Here is a 20,581-nt window from a genome sequence, read left to right as displayed (position 1 = left end):
GGTGGAATCCTGGGGCTGTTCCGACGACGCCGGTGCGGATGCCGACTGCGCGGCCTGTGGTGAGGACGCGCAGGCCCCCAGCCCGACGGCCATGGCTGCCATGGTGCCGGTCAACAGGCTGCGGCGGTTGAACAGCGTCATCACGTATCCCCTCGTCAAGATGGAAAACAGGTACGCGGGAAGTCTAAACCTTCGATCGTCAACTTTTGATTCCCCCCCCACCCACTCAGGCATTCGGCCACTCCTCGCCTTCCGGGAACTGCCCCGTGATGATGTAGATGACACGGCGCGCCACCGCGACGGCGTGGTCCGCGAAGCGTTCGAAGTAGCGTCCCAGCAGGGCGACGTCGATGGCCTGCTCCACCGATCCCGACCAGTTCTCGCCCAGCAGCACCCCGAAGTGGTCGCGGCGCAGGTGATCCATCTCGTGGTCGATCTCCGCCATGCGCAGAGCGGCGACGGCGTCGCGATCCTTCAACGACTGGTTGGCCAGGCGGATCATCGCCAGGCACACCTCCGACATGCGTGAGAAGTTCTCCCGCAGCGAATCGGGCACCGCGGACTCCGGGAAACGCAACCGGGCGATCTTGGCGACGTGTGCCGCCAGGTCACCCATGCGCGCCAGCTCGAAGACCACCCGGATCGCGGAGACGATGGTACGCAGCTCGCCCGCCACCGGGGCCTGGAGGGCCAGGAGGGACAGGCAGCGATACTCGAGCTCCTCGTGCATGGCGTCGAGCTGGGAATCGTTGGAGATGACCGCCTCCGCGCGGCCCAGATCGGGGTCCAGCAGGGATGCGGAAGCCTCACGCACGGCCACCTCGACCAGAACAGCCATGTGCTGCAGGCTGTCGAGCAGGCCGTTGAGCTCTTCGTGATAGCTGGCGCGCATTTCGTCTCCGCCCTTCGGGATGACAACCGTTAGGAACGGCAGTCTAATGGCCGCCACCGACCGGTGATCAGAAGTTCTGACAATAGGATTCTGGGCATGGTCCTCGTTCTCGCCGCCCTGGCAGGTGCGCTGCTGGCGCTGACGGCGGTGTGGATCACGGGAGCCGTTGGTCGTCGTGGCCTCCCGGAGGAACCGCGACCCGCGCTGATGAATCCGGAGCGACCGCGGGACGACCTGGCCGATCTCGTCGAGGCGCTTCCCCTGGGAGGAGTGCTGGTCGGCCCCCACGACGAGGTGATGAAGGTCAACGACCTCGCAGTGGCCATGGGTCTGGCGCGGGGAACACGGGTCGGGTTCCCGGGGTTGCTGGACCGGGTGCGACAGGTGCGCAGGACGGGTGCCGAGTACCTGGGAACCGTCATCCGGGACCGTCCACCGGGAATGGAGAACGGGGAGCTCTCCGCGCGAGTGATTCCGCTTCGGGAAGGGCATGTCCTGGTCATGGCCGAGGACGAGGCCGCGACCCGCCGCATGGACGCCGTGCGGAGGGACTTCGTGGCGAATGTCTCGCACGAGCTGAAAACCCCGATCGGGGCGATCGGGATTCTCGCGGAAACCATCGAGGCGGCCGCCGGGGATCCTGACCGGGTGACCCACTTCGCCCGGCGTCTCCAGCGCGAATCTGCCCGCCTGTCCGAACTCGTCAGCCAGATCATCGAACTCTCCAGGCTCCAGTCCTCGGACCCGATGCTGAACCGCGAGGTGGTGGAGGTGGAGGAGGTCGTCGACGAGGCGATCGGACGGACCCGGGAGGCCGCCGAGGCCCGCAGGATCACCCTCGTGCGTGCCGCCGTGCCCCGCGTCCGGGTGCTGGGGGACCGGCGACAGCTGATCGACGCCGTGGTCAATCTCGTGCAGAACGCCATCAACTATTCCGACGACAACGCGCGGGTCGTGGTGGCGGCGACGCGGATACCCGACGACGACGGCGAGAACGTCGAGATCACGGTGACCGACAACGGCATCGGTATCTCCCAGGAGGACCAGGAGCGCATCTTCGAACGCTTCTACCGGGTCGACTACGGAAGATCCCGGGAGAGCGGGGGCACGGGGTTGGGGCTTTCGATCGTTCGTCACATCGCCCTGGCCCACCAGGGGAGCGTTACAGTGTGGTCGCGACCCCGCCAGGGGTCCACCTTCACACTGCGGCTTCCGGTCCACCAGGAGGGGCCGTCGATGGGGAGACCCGGGAAGGGAAGAGGAGATGACCAGGATTCTGATCATCGAGGATGAGGCCTCCTATCGTGAAGCGCTCACCTTCATGCTCGGCAAGGAGGGATTCGACGTCGCCGCCGCGGCGGACGGGGAGAGCGGCCTGGCCGAGTACGACCGCAATGGCGCGGACCTGGTTCTGCTGGACCTCATGCTGCCGGGAATACCCGGGACGGAGGTGTGCCGAAGGCTCCGGACCCGCGGTGACGTCGCGATCATCATGGTCTCGGCACGGGACTCCGAGACGGACAAGGTGGTGGGGTTGGAGATCGGCGCCGACGACTACGTCACGAAACCGTTCTCCCACCGCGAACTCGTGGCCCGGATCCGCGCCATCCTGAGGCGTGGTCACGACTCCACACTGATCTCGGAAATCGTCGAGATGGACGGGGTGCGCATCGATGTGGAGCGTCACCAGGTCCTCGTCGACGGGCAGGAGGTGAGGTTGGCGCTGCGTGAGTTCGAGCTGCTGGAGCTGTTGCTGCGCAACGCCGGACGTGTCATGACCCGAGGCCAGATCATCGACCGCATCTGGGGCAGCGACTACGTCGGTGACACCAAGACCCTCGATGTCCACGTCAAACGTCTCCGCAACAAGATCGAACGCGATCCCTCCAGCCCCTCCCGGGTGATCACGGTCAGGGGACTGGGCTACAAGTTCCAGGGTTGACCGACGGTTCGGCCGTGGGCGACGGTGCTCGTCACCGCCCCATTGGCGGGGGCAGGATCGCTCACGGGGCCAACCCGCCGTGACATGGTAGGATTGCCGGCGGAAAGGGGCCCGCAAGACATGACTTTTACGGTCGGAGAGACGGTGGTCTACCCGAATCACGGGGCGGCTGTCATCGAAGACATAGAGACCCGACAGATCAAGGGAGAGGACAAGCTCTACCTCGTGCTGCGCATCATAGGTCAGAACGACCTCGTGGTGCGCGTTCCCGCATGCAACCTGGACCTCGTCGGTGTGCGCGACGTGGTCGACGCCGATGGCCTGGAACGCGTGTTCCAGGTGCTGCGTGCCGAGCACACGGAGGAACCGACCAACTGGTCCCGCCGCTACAAGGCGAACCTGGAGAAGCTGCACTCCGGGAACGTCATCAAGGTTTCCGAGGTGGTTCGTGACCTGTGGCGCCGCGACCGCGACAAGGGGCTCTCGGCCGGCGAGAAGCGCATGCTCGCCAAGGCCCGTGCCATCCTCGTTGCCGAGCTGGCCCTCGCGGAGGACGTCGCCGAGGAGCGCGCCGAGGTGATGCTCGACGAGGTCCTGGCCTCGTGAACCATTGAACAACAGTACGAAAGGACCGGTCGTCGCCCTCGTGGTGGCGGCCGGTTCCGGGTCTCGGCTCGGTGCCTCCGTGCCGAAGGCGCTGGTGGAGCTCGGCGGAATGTCCTTGGTGCGTCGCAGCGTGCTCGCCATGCGCGCCGGAGGTGTGGGGCACGTGATGATCACCACGCCCGAGGGCTGCCTGTCGATCTTCGAGGCGGCCCTGTCCGGTCTGGATGATGTCGTCTGCACCATCGGCGGGGTCGAACGCCAGGACTCGGTCCGGCTCGGACTCGAAGCGCTGTCGGAACGTTTCGACCCCGAGACCATCGTGCTTGTTCACGATGCCGCCCGGCCTCTGGTGCCACCGCAGGTGGTGGCAACCGTCCAGCAGGCAGTGGCCCGTGGCGCGGAGGTCGCCATACCGGTGATAGCGGTCCACGACTCGATCCGGCAGGTCGATCACGACGGGTCCCGGATGATCGACCGCTCCACCCTTCGTGCCATCCAGACTCCGCAGGGAGCGCGTCTCGGTCTGCTCCGAGAAGCCCACGAACACGTGGCCAGGCGTGGACTGGTGATCACCGACGACGCATCCGCGATCGAGGCCCTCGGACATCGGGTGATGCTCGTGCCCGGGCATCACGACGCGCTGAAGATCACCGAGCAACTCGACCTGGCCCTGGCACAGGGGATCCTGGACGGCAGGAGCCGGACATGAGGGTCGGCATCGGAACCGACGTTCACAGGCTGGAGGCCGGGATACCCATGTGGGTGGCCGGGCTGCACTTCCCGGATGAACCCTTCGGCCTGTCCGGGCATTCCGACGGCGACGTGGTGGCGCACGCCATCGTCGATGCGCTGCTCGCCTCGGCCGGGTTGGGGGACATCGGATCGAACTTCGGCACCGACCGTCCCGAGTGGAAAGGCGCCTCCGGAGTCGCCTTCCTGATCGAGACCGCCGGGCTTCTCCGGGCGGCCGGAATCGGGATCGGCAACGTCAGCGTCCAGGTGATAGGCAATCGGCCGCGCATGGCCGCGCGTCGCGGTGAGGCGGAACGAGTGCTGTCCGGGGCCATCGGGGCCCCCGTCTCCGTCTCCGCCACCACCACGGACGGGCTCGGCCTCACAGGGCGGGGTGAGGGCGTCGCAGCGATCGCGGTCGCCATGACGACGGCGGGATGATGGTCCTTACCGCGCCCCGTGATCCTTGCGGATCAACCCTGGGTCACTCGACCTCATCGGCAGGGGCGTTGAAGGTGTTGCACTGACCGAGCGAACCCCCGGAATTGAGGCCACGTTCCACCCACAGCCGACGGTTCTGGCTCTTGCCATGGTTGCCGGCCTCGTCGGGGTCGCCGTTGTTGCGTTCGCTCAGCTTGTCGTCGCCGATGTCCGTGGTGGTGGCCAGGACGTCCTGGCGATCCGCGTCGGTGAGTTTGAGTCCCTGCCACAGGGAACTGAGGGCCGCACCTGCGAAACAGTCGGCCTGGGTCTCGAGACGACGGCTCGTCTCCAGACTCTCGGACCTGTCGGAATCCTCTATCAGCATGTGGCCGCTGGCCAGTATCCCGGACTGCCCCTGGACGGCGTGCCCGTATTCGTGCGCGATGATCAGGTTGAAGACGATACGTGCCTTGGAGACGTCGGCCGACAGGACGTCGAGCACGTCCTGGGAGATGTAGATCTGCTGATCCAGGGTGCAGTAGAAGGCGTTGTGTGATTTCTGGTTGCCGCATCCCGTGGCGATGGTCTCGCCTTCCGGGAAAACCGTGATCTTCGGTTGGAAGGCCGTGTAGCCGGCCTGCTTGAGGGTGGGGCCCCAGACCCGGGTCAGGCAGCCGATGTAGGTCTGCAGACGGGCCTGCAATTCCTGGTCGTCCTGTTCGCGGCCGGGAAGCAGCTCAAGGTCGCATCGCACAGGGGACTCCAAGGACGTGTTGTACAGCGGGTTGTCCTTCGTCAGCGTCGTGATCTCCGCTTTGCTGTCCGGTTTCACCAAGGGAGGGGGCTGAGTGGTGACGGGAGGTACCTCCCAGTCCTCGTTCTTGTAGTCGGTGGAGACACTGGCAGGATTCGTCTGGTTGAGAAGAGTGATGGCGACCATGCCGGTCAGAAGAGCTATGGCGCTGAACAGAGCCACCAGCAGCCCCGTCGGGCGACGTCTGGGCGGTACCGGATACGGGGCGTAACCACCGGGAATGAAGACCGGTGGGGGTTGCTGCCCGGCTGGAAAGCCCTGGGGCGCGGGGCGAAAACCCGTGGGGTGGCCGGAATATGGAGAAGGACCGGGCGTTGCGGGGATTTGCAGGGTGGCGGCCTGTGCCGGGAACGTCATCGGTTGCGCGGCGGGGAACTGCGGAGGCTGCGCCTGGGGGAACGGCTGGTGGGGCACCGCCCTGCGCGGAGCTGCGGGGTGTTGTGCCGGGGCCTGGTGGGGGGAACGCTGCTCCGGTGCCTGAGGAGGCTGCCACGGGGACGAGACAGGTTGCCGCGGGGCGGGGGGAAACCCCTGCGATGGCGGCTGCTGGCCCTGCGACGGCATCGACTGATGCCACGGCGCAGGCTGCTGACCGGGGTACGGATTTCCTCCGGAGCCCTGCGGTGCCGGCTGCCCCGGGTATTGCGGTTGCATCGAGTTCGCCACGATGTTCAGGGTAGCTGTATCAAGGGTCGGCGTGCGGCGAAACGGACGCGTGTGGCCGAGACAACGGGGTCGGGACACCTGCTGATGCCGGTGGCCCATGACCTGTCGGGATGTGGTGTCCGTCGTGCTGGTGGCTTCCACGGCGCGCCGTGGAAGCCCCGAGACCTCCCCGGTCGTGTCGTTGCTCGCCGGCGTGGCCTCCGGGGTGCGTTTCTGCGTCGATCATGCGGTACCGTCAGCAGCGAGAACTTTGACCCGAGGAGCCTTGAGGTGCGTACCTTCCGCTTGTTGCTGGTCCCGTTGGCGCTGTTGTTCGCTCTGGGCGTGGTGTCGCAGGCTCACGCCGACGAACCGATCGCCAAGTCATACCTCTTCGAGGGCAGGCTCGGTGAGGACGGGGTGCTGACGGTCACCGAGACCATCAAGTTTGACACCCCACCGGCGGAGTTGACCCAGCGGATCGCGAACCGTGCCCCCATCGACCGTGACCGTTCCTACGTGTACGGCATCTCCGATGTGTCGGCCACGGGCGTGGAAGATTTCGTTTCCAAGGTCGAAGGCGACTACACGGTGCTGTCCATGAAACCGTCCACCGAGGTGAAGATCACCTACAGGGTCACCGGCACCACCCGCTCCGAGCCCGGGACCAACGGGGACGCCAGTGTGTTCACGTGGCGGGCGCTCCAAGGGTTGTCGGTGGCCGTCGAGAAAGTTTCCGGCACCTTGCAGGTGGGGGCCCAGGCGAACCTGGTGGACTGCACCGCGGGCCCGCCCGGAACCCTCGACAAGTGTCAGCTCTACACGGCCGGCGCCCACAATTCACCAACGCCGAAGTTCGAGTCCGCGACACGAGGCGTTGGTGAGCAGGTGACGTTCACCGTGGGTTTCAGCGCTGATCAGGTGACACCAACGGCCCGGGTCCACGAGCAGTGGAACCTCAACCGGGCCTTCGCGATCGATCTTGCCACGGCGGGAACCGCGCTGGCCGTCCTGGTGGTGGGTGCCTTGCTGCTGTGGTGGCTGCATCGTCGAAGTGGCGCGGATCTCTCCTATTCCGGTGAGCTTTCGGCCGTCGGGTCCTTCCGTCCCGTCGGCGACGGGGAATCGGTTTTCGAACCGGGTGAGGGCATGCGTCCAGGTCTGGTGGGAACCGTGGCCGACGAGCGGGTCGACCCCGTCGACATCACGGCCACCCTGATCGACCTCGCCGTGCGGGGCCACCTGCGCATCACCGAACTTCAACACGCCCAGTACGGCCTGGTCGACTGGCAGTTCAGCCGCATGGAGAACACGAAGGATGAGTTGGCCACGTACGAGTCCCGACTCCTGGACGCGGTGGTGCCCGATGGCAAACATTCCCTCGCCTCGCAACTGCCCGAGGTCCTGGCGCCCGCTCTCGGGACGGTGCAGGACGCCCTGTACGACGAGGTGGTGAAACGCGGCTGGTTCGAGAACCGCCCCGACTCCACCCGCAGCTCCTGGGCCGTTCGCGGCTGGATCGGACTCGGTGTAGCGCTGGCGGCGGGCTCCGCCCTGATCGCCTTCACCCGGTTCGGGCTGGTGGCGCTGGTGCTCCTGGCTCTCGCCATCTCGCTGCTGTGGATGGCTCCACGCATGCCGCGCCGCACGGCGGAGGGTACCCGGCTCGTCGCGGCTCTCGGGGCTCTCTCAGCTCTTCTCAACACCCAACCGACCAACCAGATGCCGAAGGGCAGGGAACTGGCCGAGATCTCCCGTCTGCTGCCCTACACGGTCGTTCTCGGCGGACGCCAGCGCTGGGTGGAGGCAATGGCGGCGGCCGATGTCGACGACACCCCTGACCCGACGGAGGTCGACTGGTACCACGCCCCCGAGACCTGGCACCTGCGCGACCTGCCCGCATCCCTGACACAGTTCATCAACACCGTCCAGGGACAGCTGTTCAGCCGATGACCGAGCTTGGGGGCCCACGCCAGGCAGACGTCAGCTCATCGCTGCCTCCGCTCCGGAGAATGGTTCTGACCGCTGGATGGACCTGGTGGAATCGGGCACGTCCAACGCGGTGACGGGCGTTCCGCTGAGCGTCGACATGCCCTCGCCGGATCAACTCGATGCCGCTGCTGCTGGCGCTGGGTGTATCTCGGCCCGCCGGCCGTTCTCGAACCCGGGATCCGCACCGGCGCATACAGGCGTGGGACGACCGGGCTGCTCGTCGACTCCACAGGGATCTCCCGGATCAGTGTTGAGGACCTGGCAGTGGCCGTGGTGGATGAACTCGAACGGCCTTCGCGGGATCGACAGTTCACGGTTGCGCAGCAGGACGGATGCGGACGATCCGGTTCTGACGGGCGGTGATGCGGGAAACCTTCCTTGTTTCCGCCGGGCCGGTTTGCCGATGATTCGGACACGACTGGCCAGCCGTGAGACCAATTGCGTGTTTTGCACCCGGACGCTGCAAACTAGGTTCGTGCCACTCGAACTGTTAGTCGTGCTGCTCCTGGTGATCGCCACAGCCCTGGCCTTCGATTTCACCAACGGTTTCCACGACACCGGTAACGCCATGGCCACATCCATCGCCACGGGCGCGCTCAAACCGAGAACCGCAGTGATGCTCTCGGCGCTGCTGAACCTCGTGGGAGCGTTCCTGTCCGTGGAAGTGGCGCTCACCGTCACCAACGCAGTGGTGAACCTCCAGGACGACGTGGGGGCGCCGCGCCCCGAACTGCTCGTGGACGGCGGTGAGGGGCTGCTGCTGATCGTGCTGTCAGGCCTGGTGGGCGCCATCCTGTGGAACCTCCTGACTTGGTTGTGGAGCCTGCCGTCGAGCTCCTCCCACGCCCTGTTCGGTGGTCTGGTCGGCGCGACCATCACGGGGCTGGGTCTCGGCGGTGTCAACTGGGTGGGTGACGGCACCAGGCTCGACGGGGTGGTCGGGAAGGTGATCCTTCCCGCTCTCGTCTCACCGATCGTCGCAATCATCGTCTCGGGGGTCGGTACCAGGCTGGTGTTCGCCATCACCCGCGGAATGGACGAGAAACGCCGGGAACGGGGCTTCAGGTGGGGGCAGGTCGGATCGGCCTCGCTGATCTCCCTGGCCCACGGCACCAACGACGCCCAGAAAACCATGGGGGTCATCACCCTGGCGTTGATCGCCACCGGGAGCTGGACCCAACTGCACGCGGTGCCGTTCTGGGTGAAGGTGGCCTGCGCCGTCGCCATCGCGCTGGGCACCTACCTCGGAGGTTGGCGGATCATCCGCACCCTGGGCAAGGGGCTCGTCGAGATCAGCTCCCCGCAGGGTATGGCAGCCGACGCGTCATCGGCAGCGGTGATCCTGGCCTCCAGCCACATGGGCTTCGCCCTGTCCACCACACACGTCGCCACCGGTTCGATCCTGGGAAGCGGCCTCGGGCGTTCCGGCGCCAAGGTGAACTGGCGCGTGGCCGCAAGGATGCTGATGTCGTGGGCGATCACCCTGCCCGCGGCCGCTCTCGTCGGCGCACTCATGTGGCTGATCGGGCACCTGCTCGGTGGGCTGCTCGGGGCCCTGGCGATAACCGTGATCCTGCTGGCGGCGGCATCGTGGATGTACCTGCACTCCAGGAAATCCGCCATCGACCACAGCAACGTCAACGACGAATGGGTGGACAACGTCACTGCCCCGCGCCCGCTGGCTGCCGCGGCAGAGGTCGGCGACCTGATCGAACTCGAACAACCCGAGGGCAGCCGCGCATGAACATCCTCTGGCTCGCCATCGAGGGCACCTGGCACGTCCTGCTTGCCGGACTGATCCTGGGGGCGGGGCTTCCGACGCTGTTCGCGCTGGGTGTGCGATCGCTGTCGATGGGCACCGGGGGTGATCCCGCCCGGAGACCAACCCTGTTGGGAAAAGTGATCGCGGGGCTGTGTTTCGCCGTGGTGCTGCTCGCCATCCTCGCGGGAATTGCGACGATCGTCGCCCACGGGCTGGGGGTTCAGTTGAGCTTCGACGGCATCGTCCCGGTCTTCACCAGCAGGTAGCCCTCTCGCGGCGTGACCGGGGCGGCGCCACAGGTTTTCGCCCACGCCCCGGGCGAAATCTCTCCTCCCGCACACGAATCGCGGAGCCTTGACGGTTCAGCGTCGTAACACGACGTTGAACCGTTTTTCTTCCGCGATTCATGTACAGGGGAGGATGCCGATCGCGCGACTCCATATATACGTGTTAGCATGTATGTATGAGACGGACGGCCGAGGACGCGGCCAGAACCCGCGTCGCGCTGCTGGAGGCGGCGCTGATGTCCTTCGAGGAGAAGGGGTGGCGGGGGGCGACATTCGAGCATGTGGCCGAGCGGGCAGGCGTTACGCGAGGCGCACTGCACCATCATTTCCGCGACAAGCAGGCACTGCTGATCGCTGCCCTCGAATGGGGCTGGTCCGACTACGAGCAGCGTCTCTTCGCAGGCATTGACGACGAATCCGAGAGCGGCGCACGCGAGAAGATCGAGGCCCTGCTTTCGCATTTCGTGCGGCTGCTCACCGGCGACCCGAGGTTCCGGGCACTGGCCTCCACAACCGTGCTGGTTGCGCCGCACGCGGCTGGGCGGTCCGAGAAGAATGAAGCGCTCGACGGCTGGCGCGGTCGCATCGAGGATGTCATCGCCGCCAGCGGGGAGGCCGGTCATCTCGCTCCGCGAGGCGTTGCCGGACTCGTGCTCGTGCTGCTCCAAGGGTTCACCGTGACAGCGGTGATCCGCCCCCATGACCTTCCGCAACCCGACGAACTCGACGCCGCCGTCAAGGCGTTGGTGAGGGGGTTGCTCAACTCCTGAAAGAACCACACGACAATGACTCCGGACAACGATTCGCGTCCTGTCGGCGCGACTCCCGCCCGTGCGACCGCCGTCGCCGGGGCGATACTCTTCACCGACATGCTGCTCGAGGGCCTGGCGATCCCGGTGCTTCCGCTACTGCCCGCCGTGGTCGAGCAGGGGGAGGCCGCCACGGGCGTTCTCTTCTCCTCCTACGCCGCCGCGATGATCGTCGCGACGCTCATCACCGGTCGTGTCGTCGACCGGCGCGGCCCCAAGGGGCCTCTGCGGACCGAACTGATCGTCCTCGTGGCAGCCACCCTGCTGTTCGCCACCGGAGGGCCGTACTGGCTGTTGCTGGTGGCCCGTTTCGTGCAGGGAATCGCCGGTGGGATCGCATGGGTCGCGGCTCTCTCCCTGATCGCTGCCGCCACCGGAATCGAGAAACGAGGCCAGATGATGGGCATCGCCATGTCGACGGTGACCCTCGGGGTGCTCGCCGGCCCACCCCTGGGAGGAATCCTGGTCGATGCCTTCGGACCGGCCTCCCCGTTCCTGATCGCAGCGGCCATCGCGATCGTGGACGTCGCGCTGGTCGGCATCATCGCCAATCCGGTCGTGGGGCGTCTCATGACGTCGGTGTCCTCCCGGTCGCTGGTCGGTGCCGGCAACGTCGCGGTCGCCGCGGCCCTGCTGGTCATCGGCTGGTCGGCCGAGGTCTGGCAGATCGGAATCGGTATGGGGCTTCTCGGCCTGTCCTCGGCGATGCTGCTCGCCCCGGCCACCACGCTGATCAGCGAGCAGGGATCTCGGTCGACACCGCCGACCCTCGGCGGTTCGTTCGCGCTGTACAACCTCGCCTATGCTGCTGGCCTGACCATCGGTCCGCTGCTGACGGGGTTCGGTGCGCAACAGGCCGGGTTCGCCACCGCGATGGCTCTCACCGCCCTGGTGTTCGCGATCCTCGGTGGTGTCGCTGTCGTATCCCTGCCCGCCGGGCCGGCGGGGACCACTGAATGAAGGACATCCATGCGTGACGCAGAAACGCTGCGGCGTATCCTCGCCCAACTCGACGGGCGGGGATACGCCTCGTACAAACAGCTGACCGGCAGCTACCGGATCGGTGTCGTCCGGCTCGTCGTCGATCACGTCCAGGTCGACCCCTACGCCCCGCCGTCGCGGATGCGCCTCATCGTCGACCGGGAGATCGCGGATCTGCCCGCCGACCTGACAGATGACGCCGCGGGCAGGACCGCCGTCTCAGACTTCCTCACGCGCCGTTTCGCGGACGCCGCGCATCGGATGGTGCCGAGACCGGAGGGGACGGGAAACGGCGGGTTCGTGGGCATCGGCCGGCCCGGCCAGGAGGTGCTGGAACGCACCAGCGTCACCGTCTTGGAGGACCGGGTCGAGGCCCGCATCGACGTCGGCCTACCCGCCTCCGGTCGCAGGGCCCGCGGACGCCAGGCGGCCAGGCTTCTGACCGACCTCCTGCCGCGCGTCGCCGAGGCCTCCCTGCTGCACCGGAACCTCGACCGGCGCGTCCTGCGTGAACACGTCACCCTGCTGCGCGGCCAGGAACACCTCCGCGGACTCCTGCCGGGGCGCGGGCTGGTCGCGTTCGTGGGCGACGGCGCGATCCTGCCGCGCCGCTCCGGCGACTCCGACCTGCCCCTCACCGGCGACGGGGTCGTGCCCTTCGAGAGCCCGGGAAACCTGCGGGTCGCCTTCGACCTGCCCAGCGGCCGCCGGGTCACCGGCATGGGAATTCCTGAGGGCGTGACCGTGATCGTCGGTGGCGGGTATCACGGGAAATCGACGCTGCTGCGGGCGATCGAACGGGGCGTCTATCCCCACATCGACGGGGACGGCCGCGAATGGGTCATCACCCGCCCGGACGCGGTCACGATCCGTGCGGAGGACGGCCGGGCGGTCACCGGCGTGGACATCTCCCCGTTCATCACCAACCTGCCATCCGGCACCGACACGCGCTGTTTCAGCACGACCAACGCCAGCGGCTCCACGTCCCAGGCCGCCAACCTCGTCGAGGCCGTCCAGGCCGGCGCGTCGACGCTGCTGATCGACGAGGACATCTCGGCCACGAACTTCATGATCCGCGACGAACGCATGCGCTCCCTCATCCCTGCCGCCCAGGAACCCATCACCCCGTTCGTGGACCGCGTCCGGCCCCTGTACGGCGAGCTCGGGACATCGACGATCCTCGTCGCCGGGGGCTCCGGGGCGTTCTTCGAGGTCGCCGACCACGTCATCGCCATCAACCACTACGTGCCCGTGGACGTCACCGAAAGGGCACACGACATAGCGGCCGCCCCGCCGTCCACCGAGGCGACGGAGCTCTTCAACGGCCTGCGGGCGGGACGTTCCGGGGGCGTGTCCCTGCCCCCATCCGGCACCGGCAAACCCGCCAAGGCACGGAGCCGCACCAGGATCCAGTACGGCCGCGACGACATCGACCTCGCCGCGGTTCCGCAGCTGGTCGACGCCGCGCAGACGCAGGCAATCGCCCACGCGCTGGACCGCATCGGCGACCTCCTCGACGACCGGGCGGGCATCCCCGAGCGGGTCGACGAACTGCTGCGTCGCATCGACGAGGAGGGTCTCGACTGGCTCTCACCCCACCGCGGTCATCCCGGGCACCTCGCCCGCCCCCGCCGCCACGAAATCCTGGCCGCCATCAACCGCCACCGGGGACTCCGGATCCGGCCCTGACCCTCCCCGGGACCCGAAGCCGGTCGAACCGGACCACGGCCAAGGAAGCAACCGTGTCGGAACCACATCGGAGACCGGGAGCCGGGTCCCCGGACATGCGCGAGGTGGTTTCGACACGATCTGCTCGCTGGCGCTCGCGGATCGACTCAACCGGCCATGGAAGTTTGAGGAGCGGTGGGAGGTTGATGATCCTCGTCTCCGAGAGGGGTGATCATGGAAAGGCGTGGGCGCTCCACGGGATGTGTTGCCGGTGTTCCTGGAAAGGGGAGCCTGGGTGGGGCCGATGCAGTTCGGTCATGCGGGATGGGTGTCGAGACGGCTTTTGGTTGATTTGGGTTCACTCGTACGGGAGGAATGGAAGTGGCGCTGATTCGCAACGGAAGCTACCTGAAGCTGGCCTCGGCGATGGGGGTGTCGTCGGTCGGGGATGGGATTCGGCTTGTCGCTGCGCCGCTGTTGGCGTCGACAGTGACGTCGGATCCGCTGTTGATCTCGCTCGTCGTCGTGGCCAACCGGCTCCCGTGGCTGCTGTTCGGCCTGGCAGGCGGGGTCGTCGCGGATCGGTTCAAGCGGAAGTCGCTGATGGTGCTGGTCGACCTGTCGCGGTGCGTTTTGGTGGGGGCGCTCACGGGGGCTGTGTTCTTCGACCTCGCCGGAATCTGGGTGCTGGCGGTCGTCAGCTTCTGCCTCGGTGTCGGCGAGACGGTCTTTTCGGCGGCGAACCAGGGCATGATCCCGGAGATCGTGGAGGACCCCGACGACCTGTCAGCGGCCAACGGCACGTTCTATGCGATGCAGGCGGCGTCGATGAACTTCATCGGGCCCGGGCTGGGCGGGCTGCTGTTCAGTTTCGCGCGCTGGCTGCCGTTCCTGATCGACGCGGTCTCGTTCCTGCTGGCCTCGGCACTGGTGGCGCGCATCGCAGGCGGAGGCCAGGCGCCCGGCAGCGGCGAGGTGGGGATGTGGCAGGCCGTGCGGGAGGGCGTCGCGTGGTGCCGGGGCAAGCCTGTGGTGGTCGCTTTGTTGTCGGTGATGGGTGTCGTCAACTTCGCCCAGAGCGGGGTGCTGGCGGTCATGGTGATCTACGTCACGAACGACCTGGGCGCATCAGCGACGGCGTTCGGCGTCGTGTTGAGCATCTCCGGCGCAGGAGGTGTGCTCGGAGGGGCCCTGGCCTCCGTGGCCGATCGGAAACTGGGTTTCAGCTACGTTCTGCCGGTGGGGGTGGCCCTGGCGGGGCCGTTGCTGCTCCTGATGATCGCTTCAAACAATCTTGTGCTGCTTGCCGGCTGCCTGTTCTTCAACTCGTTCTTCGGCATCATGGTCAGCGTCCTGGTTGCCTCTCTGCGGCAGAAGATCGCTCCGCGCGAGCTTGCGGGCAGGGTGGCGAGCGTCCAGGCGTTCATGGCCATGGGAATCGCGATGCCCGGCGGTGCGCTGCTGGGCGGAGTCACCGCGGAATTGCTCGGAGTCCGATCGGTCTTCATCCTCTCTGGGGCCCTGTGCCTGCTGCTGTCCCTGGCGACAGCCCGCAACCTGCACCCGTGCGCACTGAGACGAAGCATCGCAGAGCTGATGGCGACGGCGTCGCCGACGAAGTGATCCATGCCCCGGCGGACTGATTCGCTTGACGAACCAGCCGGAGCGCCATCCCACCCGGCGGTACGAACCGGACGGGGGCGCAGAATCCGCGCACACCGGGCTCTTGCGGGAGCAGGAAGGTCGCGCAGGGCAACACCAGCGCAACGAAACCGCCGAGCGCGAGCAACACCCGACTGCGGGATGTACCGGCCCCTCCCCGCCGGGGCTTCCTCGGGTTGAATCAGACGAACAGCTGAAGGAACACCCCGGCAGAAAGAGCCAGCAGCGGAATCAGATCGAAAACGTCGTCATCACAACGTCAGGCCCGGGTAGAGCGGGTGCAGATCCAGGAGCTTCGCCGCGCGATCCTTCGATCCATCCGCGACCTCCTGGGCCAGTTCGTACTTCGCCTTGCCCGGTTTGCCGTCCTTCGTGGTGGTCGGGGTGGTCTTCTTCAGCACCTCGGTGATCATGGCCGCGACCTCGTCCATGTCGGAGGTGGTGAAGCCCCGCGACGTCAGGGCCGGGGTGCCGAGCCTGATGCCCGAGGTGTACCAGGCGCCGTTGGGGTCATTGGGTACCGAGTTGCGGTTGGTGACGATACCGGAATCCAGCAGCGCCGACTCCGCCTGCCGCCCAGTCAGGCCGAAGGAGGAGACGTCCAGCAGCACGATGTGGTTGTCGGTGCCCCCGGTCACCAGGGTGCCGCCGCGTTTCAGCAGCCCCTCGGCGAGGGCGCGGGCGTTGTCGACCACCTTGTGCGCGTAGTCCCGGAACGCCTCGGTGCGGGCCTCCGCGAGGGCGACGGCCTTGGCCGCCATGATGTGCGACAGGGGACCGCCCAGCACCATCGGGCAGCCGCGGTCGACGTCGCCCGCGTAGTCCTTGGTGGCCAGCACCAGGCCGCCGCGCGGGCCGCGCAGCGACTTGTGGGTGGTGGTGGTCACCACCTGGGCGAAGGGCACCGGGTTCTCGTTGCCCGTGAACACCTTGCCCGCCACGAGACCGGCGAAGTGGGCCATGTCGACCATCAGCACCGCGCCGACGGAATCGGCGATCTCCCGCATCTTCGCGAAGTCGATGCGGCGCGGATAGGCGGAGTATCCGGCGACGATCACCAGCGGTTTGAACTCGGCGGCCTGCGCGGCGAGGGCGTCGTAGTCCAGCAGCCCGGTCTGGGGGTTCGTGCCGTAGGAGCGCTGGTGGAACATCTTGCCCGACACGTTCGGCCGGAACCCGTGGGTCAGGTGCCCGCCCGCATCCAGGCTCATGCCCAGCAGCCGCTGGCTGCCGAACCGGGCCCGCAGCGTCTCCCAGTCGGCCTCGGACAGTTCGGAAACGTTCTTCGACCCGAACTCCATCAGCGCCGGGGTCTCGACGTGGTGCGCCAGGATCGCCCAGTAGGCGGTCAGGTTCGCGTCGATCCCGGAATGGGGCTGTGCGTAGGCGTATTCGGCGCCGAACAGTTCACGTGCATGCTCCGCGGCCACGGACTCCACCACGTCGACGTTCTGGCAGCCCGCGTAGAAACGGTGGCCTATGGTGCCCTCCGCGTACTTGTCGCTCAGCCAGGTGCCCATCGTCGCGAGCACCGGCAGGCTGGCGTAGTTCTCGGAAGCGATCAGCTTCAACGAGGCACGCTGGTCGGTCAGCTCGTCGCGGATCGCCTGGGAGATCCGGGGCTCGATCTTTCCGATCACGTCCAGCAGGGTCCTGTAAGCGCCTGAAAGCGCCGTTGCATCAGTCACATCTACTCCTCTGGGGAATTGGTGGTGGGACCAAATCTAGTCCCCGGGGAGCGGCCGTGAGGGCCGAACCCCGGGGAAAAGACCTGACCGGACGCCTGTTCGAGCGTCTCAGGTCAGCCGCCACCTGCTGATGGCCCGGGAGTCCTCGAGCAGTTCCGCGAACAGTCCCTCGGTTTTCGCCAGCTCGGCCGGGGAGCCCTGCTGCACCACCCGGGTGACCTGACCGGCCTCGCGGCCGCTCAGCACCGCCACCGAGTGGGCACGCATGATGGTGCTCAACCGGTGGGCGATCACCACCACCGTGCGACCCCGGGAGAGTTCCTCCAGGGTCGTGGTCAGGACCGCCTCGTTCTCGGCATCCAGCGCCGAGGTGACCTCGTCGAGCAGTAGGATCGGGGCGTCCTTCAGGAAGGCGCGGGCGATCGAGACGCGCTGCCGTTCACCACCGGACAGGCGCAGTCCACCCTCGCCGACGGGGGTGTCGAGTCCCTGCGGCAACCGTTTCAGGGCCCCCTCCAGGCGGGACCGGCGAATGGCCTCGTCCACCTCCTCGTCGGTGGCCCCGGGTTTGGCGATGCGAACGTTCTCCCGGATGGTGGTGTTGAAAAGGTACACGTCCTGGAAGACCATCGAGATCATCGACATCAACTGTTCCGTGGCGATGTCCCTGACGTCGACCCCGCCGATGGTGACCCGTCCGGCGGACACGTCCCAGAACCTCGCCGCCAGTTTCGTCAGTGTCGACTTGCCGCAGCCCGACGGCCCGACGATCGCGGTGATCCGGTCCTGCGGCGCTTCCAGGGAGAAGTCCCGGAACAGGGGGGTGTCCTGGTCGTAGGAGAAGGTGATGCCCTGGAACCCGATGTCGTGGTTCTCGGGAACCCGTGGGTTTTCAGGCTCGGGCATCCCGGGGGAATCCAGGATCTTCCCGATGGCCTCCAGCGAGATCTCGCACTTCTGGATCTCCCCCTGGTACAGCAACGCGTGGGTCATCGGGGTCACGAACCGGGTGGTCATCACCACGACGGCGACGAAGGTGGCCAGGTCCAGCGACCCGTCCAGGGCGAACGCCAGCCCGAAGGCCAGGGCCCCGGCGAAGATGGCGTGGGTGATCACCAGCAGGGCCCCCATGGGTGGGCCCTGGAGTTTGAGCAGCCGGTGAACGCCCTGGTTCTCCGCCTCCAGGGTGCTCCGGATGGGGGACCACTGCATGCCGGCCAGGCCACGGGCCCTGAGGACGGGCTGGAGCTGGGCGTACTCGATCAGCCTTCCCGCGCTGGCCGAGCTGAGCACGGGTTCCTGGGCGTGTTCCTGTTTCATGCTGCGCAGGCCCCAACGCCACACCAGGTAGGTGAAGGGCAGGCTGACCGCCATCACCAGGGCCAGCCGCCAGTCGAAGAAGAAGGTGGCCACCAGCACGGTGCCGGGAATCACGATCGCCGAGACCAGGTTGGGCAGTACCACCGACGCCAGGTGGGAAAGGGTGTCCACCTCGCTCGACACGGCGGCGGCCACGTTCCCGGCGCTCCGGGCCTGGAACCAGCCGAGGGGAAGCGCCGAGACCCGGCGTCCGATCTTCGAGATCAGGTTGCCGCAGACGTCGATGACGCTGATGCGCATGGCCAGGGTCATGCTGATCCAGTTCACCAGGAAAGCGGCGGAACCGAGACCGATCAGGACCCACAACCACGGCAGGGAGGACGCCGGGTCCGGCCCCAGGAAGGCCCGTAGGAAGGGGATCAGGACCACGAAGGCCAGGCCCTGCAGCAGCGCCGAGACGGCATAACCGACGATCAGCGCGTTCACGACCCCCGGTTTGTCGAGATAGCGACGGAACTGTTTCAGCATGCCGGTTCCCTTCCCTCGAGCCCTTCAACGGCGTGGGCGATGGTGGTCTGGTTCCGCCACAACCGGGCGTAGGGGCCGTCCTGGGCCAGCAGGTCGTCGTGGGTTCCCAGCTCGACGAGCCGGCCCGCGTCGATCACGGCTATCTGGTCGACGCCCTGGATTGTGGAGAGCCGGTGGGCGATCACGATCACCGTGCGTTTCTGTGCCAGGTTGTTGATGGCCTGCTGGATCAGGCGTTCGGAGTGGCTGTCGGCCTGGGCCGTCGCCTCGTCGAGGATCAGGATGGGGGATGCGGCCAGGAAGGCCCGCGCGATCGTCAGGCGCTGCGCCTCACCTCCGGAGAGATGGGCTCCCTCACCGATGATCGTGTCGTAGCCGTCGGGAAGCTGCATGATGCGGTCGTGGATGCAGGCCGCTCTGGCGGCCTCCTCGATCTCGTGTTCGGTCGCATCCGCGTTCCCGAGGGCGATGTTCGCGCGGACGGTGTCGGTGCTGAGCATGACGTCCTGGAAGACCAGTGACATCGACGACAGCAGCTCCCGCGAGGGCTGGTCCCGCACGTCGCGGCCGTTGACGAGCACCGTTCCGGAGTCGACGTCCCAGAACCGGGCGATGAGCCTGGCCAGCGTGGACTTCCCGCCGCCGGATGGGCCGACCAGCGCCGTGACCGTGCCCGGCGGGCATTTCAGGGAGAGTTCCTGGATGACCGGTTCCCCGGGGTTGTAGGAGAAACTGACGTCGCGGAACTCCACCGCGGGGGCTTTCTCCTCGGGGGCGATCTCGGTGTCCGGCTCGGACAGCTCCGGGGCCTGCAGGATGTGCAGGGTGCTGTTCGCTGCCTGCTTCGCCGCGTACAGGTTCTGCGACATCTCCATCAGGGTCAGCAACCCCTCGGGCAGCCCGACCCACACCAGGGCGAAGGCCACCACGGTCACCGGCGACAACCACCCCTGGAGCGTGAACACCAGACCCAGTCCCATCGTGGCGGCGAACACCGGTCCGGGCCGCAGCAGCGACGCGATCAGGCTCAGACCGATGCTCTGCTTCTGCATCCATACCAGGGAAACCTTGGAGAACCTCTTCTGGGCCTCGTCGAAACGCCCGAAGACATCCGCGGTCATGCCGAAGTTCTTGACCTCCTTGATGCCGTCCACCAATTCCACCGTCCGGTCCGAGAGCTGCCGTTCGGCCTCGGCGTAGTCGTCGAACACCTTCCTGATTCCCGTCATGCCGGTCGCGTACACCAGGACCGAGAGCAGCAGATAGCAGCCGATCAGCAGGCCGGCGAAGCGCCAGTCCAGCCAGAACAGGTACCCGAGACTGACCAGCAGGCTGATGAGGGAATTGGCGAAGTCGCCGGCCAGGTGCGCCACCAGGGAGTGGATGTCGGCGGTGTCGTTCGAGACGGCCTGCCGGATGCGACCCGAACTCCGGGCCGAGAACCAGCCGAGGTTCACCACCCCCAGTTTGTCGATGAGCCGCTGCCGGAGCTCGTGGCGGAGCCTCGCCTCCGCGGTGTGGTTGTTCCCCAGCGCGTAGGTGTAGGAGAGCGAGTGGACCACCATGCACACCACCGCGGCGATCACCCATCCCCACAGGTGCGCGGGATCCGGGTTCCCCGCCAGCAGGGAACGGGTGATCTCGACGATCGCTATGTAGGGCACCACCTTGAACACCGCTCCCAGGGCGGCGAGGGTGAACCCCAGGTACATCGAGCCGCGTGCGCTGCGGATCAGATCCCACACGGACCTCGGGGCGTTCGCGGGAACGGCGTCGGGTACAGAGGACTGCGTTGACATGATGTCCCTTCCGGATAGAAAGGTAGGCATG

At 67.0% G+C, this 20,581-nt stretch carries 17 protein-coding genes; 12 read left to right on the top strand and 5 right to left on the bottom strand.

All coding sequences use genetic code 11. The features are described from left to right. Nucleotides 1-226: 226 nt before the first annotated feature. Entirely contained in the window at nt 227-892 is a 666-nt protein-coding gene (gene phoU, locus E0E39_RS11235) for a phosphate signaling complex protein PhoU (RefSeq protein WP_130874817.1), read from the bottom strand. A gap of 96 nt (nt 893-988) precedes the next feature. On the opposite strand from phoU, the gene E0E39_RS11230 reads away from it, so the two are divergent. The 5 genes from E0E39_RS11230 to ispF all read left to right on the top strand — a co-directional run bounded on the left by E0E39_RS11230 (nt 989) and on the right by ispF (nt 4,613). Continuing rightward, the gene (locus E0E39_RS11230) at nt 989-2,185 is read left to right on the top strand and encodes a sensor histidine kinase (protein WP_130874816.1); all 1,197 of its coding nucleotides are present in this window, start codon (nt 989-991) and stop codon (nt 2,183-2,185) included. Next, nucleotides 2,157-2,834, top strand: a complete 678-nt coding sequence (locus tag E0E39_RS11225) for a response regulator transcription factor (protein ID WP_130874815.1) — start codon at nt 2,157-2,159, stop codon at nt 2,832-2,834. The genes E0E39_RS11230 and E0E39_RS11225 overlap by 29 nt, the downstream gene beginning before the upstream one ends. Nucleotides 2,835-2,954: 120 nt before the next feature. Next, on the top strand, nt 2,955-3,440 hold the full coding sequence (locus E0E39_RS11220; RefSeq protein WP_130874814.1) for a CarD family transcriptional regulator: 486 nt from the start codon (nt 2,955-2,957) through the stop codon (nt 3,438-3,440). 4 nt (nt 3,441-3,444) lie between these two features. Beyond that, nucleotides 3,445-4,149 carry a 2-C-methyl-D-erythritol 4-phosphate cytidylyltransferase gene (gene ispD / locus E0E39_RS11215; RefSeq protein ID WP_130874813.1) on the top strand — a complete coding sequence of 235 codons (705 nt, stop codon included), beginning with the start codon at nt 3,445-3,447 and terminating at the stop codon, nt 4,147-4,149. Next, nucleotides 4,146-4,613, top strand: coding sequence for a 2-C-methyl-D-erythritol 2,4-cyclodiphosphate synthase (gene ispF / locus E0E39_RS11210; protein ID WP_130874812.1), 468 nt, complete (start codon nt 4,146-4,148; stop codon nt 4,611-4,613). Before ispD ends, ispF begins: the two co-directional genes overlap by 4 nt. A gap of 43 nt (nt 4,614-4,656) precedes the next feature. Here ispF and E0E39_RS15820 read toward each other — a convergent pair whose 3' ends face one another. Continuing rightward, nucleotides 4,657-5,571 (bottom strand): neutral zinc metallopeptidase, encoded by a 915-nt coding sequence (locus E0E39_RS15820; protein ID WP_165444752.1) that lies wholly within the window; start codon nt 5,569-5,571, stop codon nt 4,657-4,659. 774 nt (nt 5,572-6,345) lie between these two features. Between E0E39_RS15820 and E0E39_RS11200 the strand changes: the two genes are divergently transcribed. From E0E39_RS11200 to E0E39_RS11165, 7 genes are all read left to right on the top strand, one after another. Continuing rightward, the gene (locus tag E0E39_RS11200) at nt 6,346-8,007 is read left to right on the top strand and encodes a DUF2207 family protein (RefSeq protein ID WP_165444751.1); all 1,662 of its coding nucleotides are present in this window, start codon (nt 6,346-6,348) and stop codon (nt 8,005-8,007) included. A gap of 514 nt (nt 8,008-8,521) precedes the next feature. Continuing rightward, complete coding sequence (locus E0E39_RS11190) at nt 8,522-9,790, top strand: inorganic phosphate transporter (protein ID WP_130874809.1); 1,269 nt, start codon at nt 8,522-8,524, stop codon at nt 9,788-9,790. Beyond that, on the top strand, nt 9,787-10,074 hold the full coding sequence (locus tag E0E39_RS11185; protein ID WP_130874808.1) for a hypothetical protein: 288 nt from the start codon (nt 9,787-9,789) through the stop codon (nt 10,072-10,074). The genes E0E39_RS11190 and E0E39_RS11185 overlap by 4 nt, the downstream gene beginning before the upstream one ends. A 197-nt stretch (nt 10,075-10,271) precedes the next feature. Then, nucleotides 10,272-10,865 (top strand): TetR/AcrR family transcriptional regulator, encoded by a 594-nt coding sequence (locus E0E39_RS11180; protein WP_130874807.1) that lies wholly within the window; start codon nt 10,272-10,274, stop codon nt 10,863-10,865. A gap of 15 nt (nt 10,866-10,880) precedes the next feature. Continuing rightward, the gene (locus tag E0E39_RS11175) at nt 10,881-11,864 is read left to right on the top strand and encodes an MFS transporter (protein WP_130874806.1); all 984 of its coding nucleotides are present in this window, start codon (nt 10,881-10,883) and stop codon (nt 11,862-11,864) included. 9 nt (nt 11,865-11,873) lie between these two features. Next, nucleotides 11,874-13,574: an ABC-ATPase domain-containing protein gene (locus E0E39_RS11170; RefSeq protein WP_130874805.1), complete on the top strand. Its 1,701-nt coding sequence runs from the start codon at nt 11,874-11,876 to the stop codon at nt 13,572-13,574. A 360-nt stretch (nt 13,575-13,934) separates the two neighbouring features. Then, nucleotides 13,935-15,176 (top strand): MFS transporter, encoded by a 1,242-nt coding sequence (locus tag E0E39_RS11165; RefSeq protein ID WP_165444750.1) that lies wholly within the window; start codon nt 13,935-13,937, stop codon nt 15,174-15,176. 290 nt (nt 15,177-15,466) lie between these two features. On the opposite strand, the gene E0E39_RS11160 is transcribed toward E0E39_RS11165, so the two are convergent. The 3 genes from E0E39_RS11160 to E0E39_RS11150 all read right to left on the bottom strand — a co-directional run bounded on the left by E0E39_RS11160 (nt 15,467) and on the right by E0E39_RS11150 (nt 20,550). Further along, nucleotides 15,467-16,939 carry a glycine hydroxymethyltransferase gene (locus tag E0E39_RS11160; protein WP_425470711.1) on the bottom strand — a complete coding sequence of 491 codons (1,473 nt, stop codon included), beginning with the start codon at nt 16,937-16,939 and terminating at the stop codon, nt 15,467-15,469. Nucleotides 16,940-17,011: 72 nt separating this feature from the next. Then, complete coding sequence (locus E0E39_RS11155) at nt 17,012-18,751, bottom strand: ABC transporter ATP-binding protein (protein WP_130874802.1); 1,740 nt, start codon at nt 18,749-18,751, stop codon at nt 17,012-17,014. Then, entirely contained in the window at nt 18,745-20,550 is a 1,806-nt protein-coding gene (locus tag E0E39_RS11150) for an ABC transporter ATP-binding protein (protein ID WP_130874801.1), read from the bottom strand. Before E0E39_RS11150 ends, E0E39_RS11155 begins: the two co-directional genes overlap by 7 nt. Nucleotides 20,551-20,581 lie beyond the last annotated feature (31 nt).

Origin of the sequence: [Pseudopropionibacterium] massiliense, assembly GCF_900607225.1 — a bacterium.
GTDB classification, from domain to species: domain Bacteria; phylum Actinomycetota; class Actinomycetes; order Propionibacteriales; family Propionibacteriaceae; genus Arachnia; species Arachnia massiliensis.
Note: the sequence above shows the minus strand (reverse complement) of the source record. Positions and strands in the feature narration are given on the sequence as shown.